The sequence below is a fragment of the Lacinutrix sp. C3R15 genome, from assembly GCF_018860825.1.
Taxonomy (GTDB): Bacteria; Bacteroidota; Bacteroidia; order Flavobacteriales; family Flavobacteriaceae; genus Oceanihabitans.
In genome coordinates, this window is record NZ_JAHKPZ010000038.1 from 98,826 (window position 1) to 111,720 (window position 12,895).

The following is a 12,895-nucleotide window of genomic DNA, read 5'->3' on the forward strand; positions in this document are numbered from 1 at the left end:
TTAATGTTTTTTAATAAATAATTTGGTAACTACCTCATCAAAAGCAATTTCTATACCATTATCTATTTGTTCTACAATCTCTAACTCTTCGGTTAAGGTTTCTGTTTTAATATACTCGATATTAGCTGCAATAGCCTTAACAATTTGGTCATCTTTTTGAAGCTGTACATTTATTCTATCTGTAACCTCAAACCCTGAGTCTTTACGTAAGTTTTGAATTCTATTTACTAGTTCACGAGCAATCCCTTCTTTACGTAATTCTTCTGTTATGGTAACATCTAAAGCAACGGTTAAGTTTCCTTCATTTGCTACAAGCCAACCTTCAATATCTTGTGAGGTAATCTCTACATCACTGATTTCTAAAGTAATACTTTTTTCGTTAATTACAACGTCTAAAACACCATTTTGTTCGATTTTTTTTATGTCTTCAGCAGTAAGTTTCTGAATTTGAGCAGCAATCGCTTTCATATCCTTACCAAAACGAGGTCCTAATGCTTTAAAATTAGGCTTTATTTGCTTCACTAATATATCGGAAGCATCCTCTAAAATCTCTACATTTTTAATATTTACTTCATGTTTTATTAAATCTGCAACTGCTAAAATCTCTTCCTTTTGTGCTGCTGAATCTACAGGAATCATGATTTTTTGTAGTGGCTGACGTACTTTAATTTTTTCTTTAGCTCTTAATGAAAGTACTAAAGAAGAAATTGTTTGTGCAGCTTCCATTTTACGTTCTAGCGCTTTATCTATTAACGCTTTATTGCTTTTTGGAAACTCTGCCAAATGTACGCTTTCAAAGGTTTCTGTTTGTGTTGTTTTTGTTAAGTCTTGGTAAAGTTTATCCATAAAAAATGGTGCAATTGGCGCTCCAAGTTTAGCTATGGTTAACATACAGGTATATAAGGTTTGGTATGCCGAAATTTTATCGGTTTGGTAATCGCCTTTCCAGAAACGTCTTCTACTTAAACGCACATACCAGTTACTTAAATATTCTTGTGTAAATTCTGAAATTACTCTTGCAGCTTTTGTTGGCTCATATGCTGCATAAAATTCGTCTACTTTTTGAATTAGCGTGTTTAATTCTGAAAGAATCCAACGATCTATTTCAGGTCTTTCGTTTAACGGAATATCTGCTTCGGCATAACTAAACTTATCAATATTAGTATATAATGTAAAGAAAGAATAGGTATTATATAGTGTACCGAAGAATTTACGTTTCACCTCTTCAATACCATCGACATCAAATTTTAAATTATCCCAAGGGTTTGCATTTGCAATCATGTACCAACGTGTAGCATCTGCTCCATAGGTAGATAAGGTTTCAAAAGGATCTGTTGCGTTTCCTAGACGCTTCGACATTTTTTGTCCGTTTTTATCTAAAACCAATCCGTTTGACACTACGTTTTTATAGGCAACCGAATCAAAAACCATAGTAGCAATAGCGTGTAAGGTATAAAACCACCCACGTGTTTGATCTACTCCTTCTGCAATAAAATCTGCTGGAAAGGACTTATGTTCATCAATTAATTCTTTGTTTTCAAAAGGATAATGCCATTGCGCATAAGGCATAGAACCAGAATCAAACCACACATCTATTAAATCACTTTCGCGTTTCATAGGTTGTCCTGAAGCAGAAACTAGTATAATTTCATCTACAATATTTTTATGTAAATCTATTTTAGCATAGTTTTCTTCAGAATTGTTTCCTACTTCAAAATCTTCATAAATAGCTGCCTGCAAAACACCTGCTGCAACAGCTTTTGCCATTTCGGCTTTAAGCTCTTCTACAGAACCTATACATATTTCTTCTTTACCATCTTCTGTTCTCCAGATTGGTAACGGAATTCCCCAATAACGAGAACGAGATAAATTCCAATCGTTGGCATTTGCTAGCCAGTTACCAAAACGACCTTCTCCTGTAGATTTAGGTTTCCAATTAATGGTTTCATTAAGCTCATGCATACGCCCTTTAACATCTGTAATTTTAATAAACCAAGAATCTAGAGGGTAATACAGTATTGGCTTATCTGTACGCCAGCAATGCGGATAATTATGTTTGTATTTTTCAACCTTAAAGGCCTTATTTTCTTCTTTTAATTTAATGGCTATCTCTACATCTACAGAGCGTTCTGGTGCTTCACCATCGTTATAATATTCGTTTTTAACATACTTACCAGCAAACTCTTTCATTTCTGGTCTAAAACGACCTTGTAAATCTACTAGAGGTACTAAGTTATCATTTTCATCCTTTACTAAAAGTGGTGGCACCTCTGGTGTTGCTTGTTTAGCAACTAAAGCATCATCTGCTCCAAAAGTAGGTGCTGTATGTACAATTCCTGTACCATCTTCTGTAGTAACAAAATCTCCTGCTATTACTCTAAATGCATTTTCAGGAGTATCATTTGGTAAGGCATAAGGTAAAAGTTGTTCGTATTTAATACCAACAAGGTCTTTACCTTTACATTCTTTTACTACGTAGTACGGAATTTTTTTATCGCCATCTTTATATTCTAAAAGTGCTGCTTTTTCTTCAACTCTTTTAAACTTTCCGTCAAACTGATTGTTTACTAAGGCTTTTGCCAAAATCACATTCATTGGTTTAAATGTGTATTGGTTGTAGGTTTCTACTAAAACATAGTCAATTTTTGGCCCAACGGTTAATGCCGTATTACTTGGCAGTGTCCATGGTGTAGTTGTCCATGCTATAAAATGTATATCTCCTTCGTTTTGTAAAAAATCTGGCAAGGTACTTTCAACAGCTTTAAATTGCGCAACAATAGTAGTATCTGTAACATCTTGATAGGCTCCTGGCTGGTTTACCTCATGCGAGCTTAAACCTGTTCCTGCTTTTGGGGAATAAGGCTGAATAGTATAGCCTTTATACATTAATTTTTTAGAATATATTTCTTTTAGTAACCACCAAACAGATTCCATATATTTAGGTTCATAGGTAATGTACGGATCATCCATATTTACCCAATATCCCATTTTATTGGTAAGGTCATGCCAAATATCTGTATAACGCATCACTGCTTTACGGCAAGCTGCATTGTAATCTTCTACAGAAATGGTTTTACCAATATCTTCTTTAGTAATACCTAGTTCTTTTTCTACACCAAGTTCTATTGGTAAACCATGCGTATCCCAACCAGCTTTACGCTTTACCTGGTACCCTTTCATGGTTTTATAACGTGGAAAAATATCTTTAATAGCACGTGCTAGTACGTGGTGTACTCCTGGTAAACCGTTTGCTGAAGGAGGTCCTTCAAAAAACACATAAGGTTCTGCTCCTTCTCTAGTAGTTACACTTTTTTCAAAGATGTTATTCTCTTGCCAATAGTTTAAGATTTCGTCTGCAACTTTAGGTAAGTTAAGTCCTTTGTATTCAGGAAATGTCGTGCTCATTGTATCATTTACTTTTAAGAGTTGCGAAATTAATGAATTCTTGTGAAATGGTTAATTTAAAAACATAAAAAAAGCCAAAACATAGGTTTTGGCTTTTTTTGCTCGCAATAAGTAATGCAAATTACTCCACAACTATCTTTTTTCCTATGGTTTGATGAGTTTCTGTTTTTATGCTTACTATGTATACTCCTGCTGCTAAATCCCCTATTATTATTCCATTTTCTAATGTATTATTAGGAACACTTGTTTTCATGTAAACGGTTTGCCCTAACATATTTACTAAACTTAGTGTACTAGCTGTTGCATTTAATCCTTTTACATACAGCAAACTATTGTTGTTATTGTAATAAATTACTGTATTGTTATTTACAGCCACCTCTTCTGTACTTAGGGTTTGGCTTGAAAATACAATTTCAAAACGCTCATCAAACACTCCTGCTGTAGAGGTAAAGGTGTAAGCAGTGTCTTGACGTAAATTATAATACACATTAGTTAAATTATCACGTAAATACACTTCTTGATCTTCTGCTATGTTTATTGTTTCGGTTAACTTTATACTATAGCTATTGTTTCCAGATGTTTTTAAAGCTAATGGTACTATCTTATCATCTGTGATTTCTGCATAAGCTTGAATAGACATATACTCATCCTCTAATATTAAATATAAATCATCGTGATTGTCGTCTGTATTTTTTGCTTCGTAACCATAATTATAGGCATCTGTAGTATAATCACTAAAACCTAATAACAATTCTCTTTTGCTGGCTTGACCATCTAAGGCATTAAACTCTAATCGTAGTTTTTGCATAATTGGCTCGTTAGATACGGCATCTGTTGTTCTAAAAAATACAGAACCGTTGGTTTCTGAACCATTTGCATCTGCTTCTTTTACAAATACACGTTGGCTATTTTTAAAGACTACTGCTCCACTGTTTTTTATTTCTGCCATAAACCCTTGCCCAACTGGCAGGTATTTGGTTGGTAGTTTGGTGCCATCTTGCGACCCATTATTTCCTCCTTCGCCTCCTTCAAATTGATAAGCGCGCACACTTCCTGTTTTGTTTACTTGCGCATAACCACCTTCGTACTCTGTTGTTACATGCGAGGCGCCATCCCATTGTTGCCACAACTGAATACTTCCTTCTAATACCGAGGCATTATCTTCTAAAAAGCTATGAATATCTATTGCTGAAGCATATGGATTTCCTAATAGATATTCGGTTTTTGATACTGCTGGTACTGATCCTGCTCCGCCTACATCTGATACATTTAACTTTATTGTTCCATTGTTTGGTTTACCTTCAAATAAATATTGTTGCTCGGTACCAACTCCCATGCCTTTATGAATATACCCTACTCCTGGATTGATTGCTGTGGTTTGGTTTACGCTTCCCCAATCATAATACGTTACTCCGTTTTCATAGGTATACATCCAACGTGTACTCAACCTATCGGTTTGGTGGTTACCACTTATAAATTGAATAGCACTACCATCTCCTTTTTTTAACATATTAACACTAAAGCTTGTGTTATTGGTATTGTTGGCTGTAGCATTATTATTAGATAATGCAGTTACACCTGTTTGCCCTACTGGTGAACCCCAATAGTTATACCAATAGTAACTTGAAGCACCTTCTTGGCGTCTTAATATTTTTCCGTTTGCAGAGGTTACTAAATCACTATTAGCTCCTTGTATTAATTGCGAGTCGTCTTGTAGATCTAATGCGCCATTTAGCTCTAAATACCAACTATTATTTACTTGATTGTCTCCGTTTACGGTAAAGGTTTTATCTGTGTCTACAAATAATCCTATGTTTTTCACGGCATGTGCTGCATCTACATTATTTTTAACATGAACAATACTCCAATCTTTATTATTGGCAACATCTTCAATATCCCAAACACCACCATGTAACCAGGTATTCTCACTTACCCAATCGCCATCATTAATCGTTTCATATGGCATTGGAGCTGTTTGCTCTTGAAGGGTGGTAATGTTTTTTAAGTTTAAGGTATTACCATTACCAGAATAATCTATTGTGGTACTGTTTTTAATATCTGCCATAGAGTAATAGGCTATTAAATTACTCCATGAAACAGTAGCATTAGAAGTCATATCTATTATATCTTTTGGTATAACTCTTCCCCTTACTTTTCCGGATGCATTTTCAATCTCCTGATACACCATACCTTGTATTTGATCTTCGGTTAAAGCAATATCAAACACTCTTACTTCATCTATATCTCCTTTAAAATATTGTTTATTTGTGGTGTTTCTTGACAATCTACCTATTTCAAAACTACCGTTCCAACTACCTGTACCTAATATGGTTTGCCCAACTTGAGTTTCTGTTGTGCTAGTGGTACGCTTTACGCCATCTATATAAATAGTTTGGGTTCCTGTTGCTCCTGAAAAGACTCCTGTTACATGATGCCACTCATTATAAGCTACTTGTATACCGTTTACTGTATTTGTTGTTCCTGCTGTAGTTCTTGTACCAAACATTAACTTATTACCATTTTCAACATATAACCTACAAGAAATATCTTCGCCTGCTATTGTTTTAGTATCTGTATTTCCTGTGTCTATTTTTACCCAAGCCATTATAGTGACTTCGCCCAAACCATTAATTAAGGTATTACCTGTTAAATAATCATCTACACCATCAAAATCTAAAGTTGCTGATACTGGTGGATTTATATCAAATAAATCACGATAATCTAAATCACCTCCTGCAAATAAGTCGCCATCATTATCTGGTAAAACAGACAAATCTGTTGGGTCTTCAATTGCTTCATTAACATCCCAAATAGCATCATTTGTCCCTGATGTTTCAAATATATTATCAAGTCCGTCATTATCATAATCACTTCCGCTTAACGCATTAGCCATTCCATTTTCTTGTATATCTGGAATACCGTCATTATCTGAATCACTATCGATATAATCTGGAATACCATCATTATCTGTATCCTCTAAAGTCAAACCTGTTGTATAGAGTGTATCCACTCCTGTATAAGAATTTACAGAATTTGACGGACTAAGGTAACTAAATGTAGATTGAGCTTCTACATTATCTGGTATACCATCATCATCACTATCAATATCTAAAAAATTATAATTTCCTGTATTATCTGTATTTATTGGAGTTGTTCCTGTACCAGCAGAAGTAGGAATTCCCATAGTAGAAGACGTTAAACCCTCTGCACCATCGGCATAACCATCATTATTAGCATCTATTCCTCCTGATTCCACAACATCAAAAATACCATCATTATCACTATCTAAATCAAAATGATTAGGAACACCATCATTATCAAAATCTAAATTAGCACAGATCCCAAAACTATTTAAGACACAAAAATCAGCATCTTGGTAATTTGGGATTCCATCAAGATCGTGATCTGCAGAAGGATTAATTCCTCCTGACTCTACAACATCTGTTATCCCATCGTTATCATCATCTAAGTCATCTACATCACTAAGCCCATCTTTGTCATTGTCTGGTAGTGTTAAAATAAACATTTTACCATCACCATTATCATAAGACGCAGCTGTTAAAGTTGCTTTTGTAATGGTAGACCCTGTAGGAGCGATATCATCTAGGTAAAAAATAGCAATACCCAAAGTAGCTCTATTTAAAACAACACGATCACTAAGCCAATAATCGGAACCTGCAGGTGGTGAATTTACTGCTCCAGGAGTTCCTATATTACCACTACTTCCTGTACCTCCAAAACCCCATTTTGTACCTCCACTATTAACAAAGGTTTCTCCTAAAGATTGCTCAGGACCTCCACCAACTGGTATACCAAAAAACTCAATATGATAACAATTATTTGCATTTTGTTCTGTTATAGCTATTACACCACTAGAACTAGCAACAATACCTCCATCATAGGTTAAAGTTGCCCTTTGTGCATTTGTACTATTTTCTGCGGCAAAGTCATTGCATATATTTTGTCCATTATAATTGGCTGCAAAATAGTAGTTAAGGTTCAATGATTGAAAAGCGTCTAACGCTGTAGTGTTCCATGATGCACTAGCACTAGTATTTTCAATAATAGAACTATTAAGCGTAATGGTATTATTTGATTGTGCATTAGTACCTGGTTGTGTAAGTTCATAGCCTGTTGGTACACCAAAATTTAAATAAACATTACTATTAACAGTAATACTTTCTATAGTTGCGGGTTGGTTATAATTTGTTTGTGTATCGCTCCATTGAAAACTTACACCAGACTGAATACTAGGTGCATTTGTTTGAGCTAATAATGAGGTACTAAAAATAAAGCACACCAAGAAGTGTAGTAGGTTCTTAAACATGATTTGGTAGATTTTTTGGGGTTGTAATCTATTCAAATCTAAGCAATTACATTTCACCTTTATTAAATCGCACTATTTTTTCGTTGAAATACTACAGTTCTCCGTTAAAACACACAAAAAAAGTAAAAAGTCGCTTAATTCTTGTAAGTAAAAACCTTACTTTAAGACAATTACACCTCTACACATAAAAGAATACTACTACTAGGTAAGTTCAAAAACTAAATCTTCAATTTTTGATACTAATTGAATTTTGATTCCTTTAGGCTGGATAGAAATCTTATTGTATTTTGATACAAATATTTTAGAAAAACCTAATTTTTCGGCCTCTAAAATACGCTGTTCTACTCTTTGAACTGGTCTTATTTCACCAGAAAGCCCTACTTCTGCAGCAAAACAATAATTTTTTGGTACTGCAACATCTTCATTAGAGGATAATATAGCAGCAACAACTGCTAAATCTAATGCAGGATCCTCAACAGAAATTCCTCCAGTAATATTTAAAAACACATCTTTAGCTCCTAACCTAAAACCTGCTCGTTTTTCTAGAACTGCCAAAAGCATATTGAGTCTTTTAGCATTAAAACCCGTTGTACTTCTTTGTGGTGTACCATATACAGCAGTACTTACAAGTGCTTGAATTTCTATTAACAAAGGACGTAAACCCTCAATAGTAGCAGCAATAGTATTACCACTTAACTCTTCGTCATTTTTAGAGATAAGTATTTCAGATGGGTTTGTTACCTCTCTTAAACCAGAACCTTGCATTTCATAAATACCAAGTTCATTAGTAGAACCAAATCTATTTTTATTAGCCCTTAATATTCTAAAGATATGATTTCTGTCCCCTTCAAAATGAAGTACAGTATCTACCATATGTTCTAATATTTTTGGTCCTGCAATGTTACCATCTTTAGTAATATGCCCTATTAAAATTACAGGTGTTGCTGTTTCTTTTGCAAACTTAATAAGCTCTGTGGTACACTCTTTTATTTGTGAAATACTTCCAGCAGAAGACTCTATATACTCACTATGCAACGTTTGTATAGAGTCTACAACTACCACATCTGGTTGCAGTGTAGAAATTTGCTTAAAAATGTTTTGCGTTTTTGTTTCGGTTAAAATATAACAGTTATTACTATTAGGATTAATGCGTTCTGCACGCATCTTTATTTGCTTCTGGCTTTCTTCTCCAGAAACATATAAAGTACTATAAGGAAGTTTTAATGCTATTTGAAGCAGTAAGGTACTTTTTCCTATTCCTGGTTCTCCTCCCAAAAGAATTAGTGACCCAGGAACAATACCACCACCAAGCACTCTATTAAATTCTTTATCTATAGTATCTAATCTTGCATCATGAGACGCATCAATTTCATTAATTTTTAATGGTCTTGCACTTTGTTGGGCAGTAGAGGTTTCTAGTTTCCAGCTACTTTTTTCTGGTTTTTGCAAAACCTCTTCAGTAATAGTATTCCATTCTTTACATGAGGTACATTGCCCTTGCCATTTAGCAAATTGATTGCCGCAGTTTTGACAGAAAAAAGTTGTTTTTACTTTAGCCATACTTACTTTCCGTGGAAACGGAAATTTTATTAATTAGGTATAAAATGATGCTTATTTATTACTTATAAATAACCTTTAAAAGTTCTTGAAGTAAAAATTTAATACCCAAAGTCTGCTTTAATGGCATCCGACTTTTCAAGCATTAAATCTTTAGTTAATCCTGCAATTTCTTCTAACATATAAGCAGACTGATAGGTTTTCATTGCTTTTTTAGGATCATTTGTTTCTTCATAAAAACGCGCCATATAATAGTTACCTAACATGGTTTCTGGGTATTGCTTACGTGCTAGTTTTCCTAATTCTTCGTAATAATTATATTGCTCGCTTTTGTTTATTGCAGCTGCTATAGCTTTAAAATCATTTACAAGTATTGGCTTTTTTATTCCGAATAAATCTTCAATAGTTTGATACTTTTCTAACAAATAGGTTACAGGAGAACCTTCTAACTTAAGTATAGTTTCTTTGTATTCTTTTTTACTAATAGGCTGGTATACCAAGAAAATACTCTCTAAGGCTTTTGGTACAGCATGTGCTGGCAAGGCGTAATGCGAAGGGCCTTCAAAAGTATCAAAATTGTAAAGCACGTTTTTATTATCAAGCGCTGATAAATTTGCATGTAAAGCTTCTGTTTTTTCTTTTATAAATTTTACATCATTTGTAGATGTTGCTAAATAATAAAAGAGTTTGGTTTCAAAACCTTGCAACCTTTCTGGTAAATACGTTTTCATATTGGTTGCCAAATCTGGACTTATACTAATATAAGCCTGAAATAAAGGTGAAGCCTTAAACAAAAAGGAGTTAATAAAATTGGCTGTTTCACCATGACCAATAGCTACATTAAAATTTTCTGTTCGGTATGATTTTTCGATATAAGGAATAAGCTCCATACCTACAAATTCAAAAAAATCTGCTCCTGTATCTATTGGCATAGAACTTTGCTCTGAATAGCTAGTATCTTCGCTTCTTGTACTTGATTGGTTTACACCTATAACAATTGCTTCTGGCATGTCTTCCCAATAAGAATAGTAATCTACATTTCCTGCAACAATCTCAAACATATAATCCCCATCAAAAACCACAATTAAAGGGTAGTTTTTGTTAGTATCTTCATCATAACCTCTTGGTAACTGAATTTTTATTTGGCGTACATCATTAAGTTTTTGCGAATCAATAGTTTCGTACTGTACTTGTGCTTGCGTAAATTGAAATGTAAAAAGTAATAGAATTGCGTAGATTAATGCCTTCATTTTTGCGTTTTTGAGAATTTAAAATGCAAGTTACAAATAATTTTTTTCTGTTGTATAACAGATAAAACAATAAAAAAAACTCTCCAATTACGGAGAGCTTTTTTTAACTATATTTTTGTTGCAAAACCCTTATTTTAAAAGGTTTGTTGCTTCATCAGGAAAAACTAAAGCCGGCTTAAAGGTTTTTGCTTTTTTAAGTTTCATAAAAGCATACGTAATTAATATAAGTACATCTCCTGGTGATACCAACCTAGCTGCTGCACCATTTAAAGTGATTTCACCAGAATTTCTTGGACCAGGAATTGCGTAAGTTTCTAAACGAGCCCCATTATTATTATTTACAATCTGCACTTTTTCACCTTGAATAATATTGGCTGCATCCATTAAATCCTCATCAATAGTGATACTCCCTATATAATTAAGGTCTGCTCCTGTAACCTTAACCCTGTGAATTTTCGATTTTACTACTTGTATTTGCATTTGGCAAAGATAATTAATTTAGCGCGATATTATCTATTAATCTAATATCATCAGCATAAACTGCTATAAACGCTCTGTATTTTTTTTTGTTAGATTTTCTTTTTACTGTCTTTAGGGTTTCTATATCTGCAATTATAAAATATTCTAATACTAATAAATCCTGTTTTGCAAATTGCTTAGTTACCCATTCTGTTACTTTAGTAGCACTTTCTGTGCCAAACTTTACTTTGGCAGCCTGTAATGTTTTATAAATAAATGGAGCTGCTTTTTTGTATGCTGGTTTTAGTCTTGTATTTCTAGAACTCATCGCCAAACCATTAGCTTCTCTATGAATAGTACATCCTGTAATTTTCACCGGAATACGCTGCTTTTCTACTAATTTTTTAATAATTGCTAGTTGCTGAAAATCTTTTTCACCAAAATAAGCGTTGTCTGGAGTAACTATCTCAAACAAACGCTTAACAATAGTACCAACTCCATCAAAATGACCTGCTCTAAACTTACCTTCCATTTCATGCTCTAATCCATCAAAATCAAAATGTTGTGAAACCACATTATTTTGATAAATATCATTTGTTGTAGGTGCATAAATTAAAATAGCATTAGACAATGTTTTTAATAATGCTGCATCTTTTTCTAAAGTTCTTGGGTATTTTTCTAAATCTTCTACATTATCAAATTGGGTAGGATTTACAAAAATACTCACTACAACTACATCATTATCGGCTAATGCTTTAGCCACTAAAGATAGGTGTCCTGCATGTAATGCACCCATAGTTGGCACAAAACCAACTGTTTGATTATCAAGCTTTAAACGCTCAATATTTTTTGTAATTTGTTTTATTTCTGAAAATATCTTCATTATTAATAAAAAATTAACGCGTGCAAACTTAAGATTTTACTCGCAGACTGCATAAAATTTTGTATTTTTGCGTGTTTTTTATTTTGAATTTTTAAAAGTAACTAGTATGTAAATAAAGCTTATTACAGCTTTTAGAAACAACAAAAGCTTACAATAGAATACAAAAAACCCGAAACACATTAAAAACAACTATATGAAAGATAAGAGGATATTGTATGTATCATCTGAGGTAGTACCTTATTTACCAGAAACTGAAATTTCTTCAATGTCGTTTGAGACTCCTCGAATGGTAAACCAGCAAGGTGGTCAGATTAGAATATTCATGCCTAGATATGGAAATATTAATGAAAGAAGACATCAACTACACGAAGTAATTAGACTTTCTGGAATTAATTTAGTAATTAATGATTTAGACATGCCACTAATTATTAAAGTTGCATCTATACCAAAAGAACGTATTCAAGTATATTTTATAGATAATGACGAATATTTTAAACGTAAAGCTACTTTAACAGATGAGGATGGAAAATTATTTCCTGATAATGATGAACGAGCTATTTTCTTTGCCAAAGGAGTAATTGAAACCGTTAAAAAATTAAACTGGTCTCCAGATATTATTCATGTTCACGGTTGGCTAGCTTCTTTATTGCCATTATATCTTAAAGAATATTACAAAGATGAACCTTTATTTAATGAAAGTAAAATAGTTACCTCTATTTACAATCAAAACTTTGAAGGAACGTTAAATAAAGACATGTCTAACAAAGTGAAGTTTGATAACATAGATGGTAACGCCATTAAAACGCTAGAAAAACCAAGTTTTGTTAACTTAATGAAAGTTGCTATTGATTATTCAGATGCTTTAATAGTTGGTTCTGAAGAATTACCAGAAGACATAGAAAAACACTTAGAAGAATCTAAAAAACCCGTATTAGAATTCAAAACAAAAGATGAGTTTAGCGAAGCTTACACCAACTTTTACAACACAGAAGTTTTAAGCTAACAGCATCAAAT

7 protein-coding genes are annotated in these 12,895 nt (G+C 33.3%); 1 reads left to right on the forward strand and 6 read right to left on the reverse strand.

Annotation, left to right across the window (positions count from 1 at the left end):
• The 6 genes from ileS to panC all read right to left on the reverse strand — a co-directional run bounded on the left by ileS (position 1) and on the right by panC (position 11,881).
• Positions 1-3,405 carry an isoleucine--tRNA ligase gene (ileS, locus tag KO494_RS15240; RefSeq protein WP_215968479.1) on the reverse strand — a complete coding sequence of 1,135 codons (3,405 nt, stop codon included), beginning with the start codon at positions 3,403-3,405 and terminating at the stop codon, positions 1-3.
• Between the two features lie 121 nt (positions 3,406-3,526).
• Positions 3,527-7,732 (reverse strand): LamG-like jellyroll fold domain-containing protein, encoded by a 4,206-nt coding sequence (locus tag KO494_RS15245; protein ID WP_215968480.1) that lies wholly within the window; start codon positions 7,730-7,732, stop codon positions 3,527-3,529.
• Between the two features lie 201 nt (positions 7,733-7,933).
• A complete protein-coding gene (gene radA, locus KO494_RS15250; RefSeq protein WP_215968481.1) occupies positions 7,934-9,292 on the reverse strand; it encodes a DNA repair protein RadA in 1,359 nt (452 codons plus the stop codon).
• A gap of 98 nt (positions 9,293-9,390) precedes the next feature.
• Entirely contained in the window at positions 9,391-10,539 is a 1,149-nt protein-coding gene (locus KO494_RS15255) for an alpha/beta hydrolase (protein WP_215968482.1), read from the reverse strand.
• A gap of 129 nt (positions 10,540-10,668) precedes the next feature.
• Complete coding sequence (gene panD, locus KO494_RS15260) at positions 10,669-11,019, reverse strand: aspartate 1-decarboxylase (protein ID WP_203460240.1); 351 nt, start codon at positions 11,017-11,019, stop codon at positions 10,669-10,671.
• 13 nt (positions 11,020-11,032) lie between these two features.
• Positions 11,033-11,881, reverse strand: a complete 849-nt coding sequence (panC, locus tag KO494_RS15265) for a pantoate--beta-alanine ligase (protein WP_215968483.1) — start codon at positions 11,879-11,881, stop codon at positions 11,033-11,035.
• A gap of 193 nt (positions 11,882-12,074) precedes the next feature.
• On the opposite strand from panC, the gene KO494_RS15270 reads away from it, so the two are divergent.
• Positions 12,075-12,884 (forward strand): glycogen/starch synthase, encoded by an 810-nt coding sequence (locus KO494_RS15270; RefSeq protein ID WP_215968484.1) that lies wholly within the window; start codon positions 12,075-12,077, stop codon positions 12,882-12,884.
• Positions 12,885-12,895 lie beyond the last annotated feature (11 nt).